1 pseudogene is annotated in these 654 nt (G+C 66.7%); it reads left to right on the forward strand.

Annotated features, from left to right (window positions below):
* Positions 1–415: 415 nt before the first annotated feature.
* Positions 416–654: pseudogene (locus KUM32_RS32350) on the forward strand (hypothetical protein); the annotation flags it as partial.

Below are 654 nucleotides of genomic sequence, written 5' to 3' on the forward strand. Positions count from 1 at the left end.
CCGCTGGTCGTTGCGGTGGGTCTGAGCGATCTCAGCGTTCCCTAGCCGTACGCTCGCCGCAGCGATGCGCGCAGCAGTATCCGTGCGTCGGCGTAGAACACCCGGCCTGCCACCGCCACCGCGATCCACTCGACCATGAGTTGGTTCATCACGGACCTTCAGGGCCCCTTCTTGTTGTGTGCGGCGCCTCCGCATGACACCGAAGAGCGGTCGCTCTCTGCCCAACTAAGCGTTCGCTATCTCGTGAACGTGCATCGGAACAACAGAAAATCTTACGGACCGCTACCAGTCGGTTACCTATGTGCGACCAGTGCCGGACGATCCGAGCACAGGGCAGCCAGCGGGCCGCCAGGGCTCGGCTCGGGGCGGTACCGGGCTGTGGAATCACCGCCAGAATCGAACTTACAATCGAATCATGGTGACTGAAGCGGACCGGCGGCGCGCGATGGCCGGGCCGTGGGCCCGTGCCACGCTCCCCGACGACCAGGCGCTGGATGTGGTCGTGGTCGAGCGGGTGCGCGCAGCCGATGGCACGTGGTGGTATGAGGCGGATGCGATCTCGCCGGCCCGCTACCAGGAGCCCGACGGGTCGACGCGGCCCGTGGGAGCTCCGACGCGCATCAGCGTGCCCGCCGAACGCATCCGCCCTATCCC

This window comes from Streptomyces sp. AC627_RSS907 (assembly GCF_019049165.1).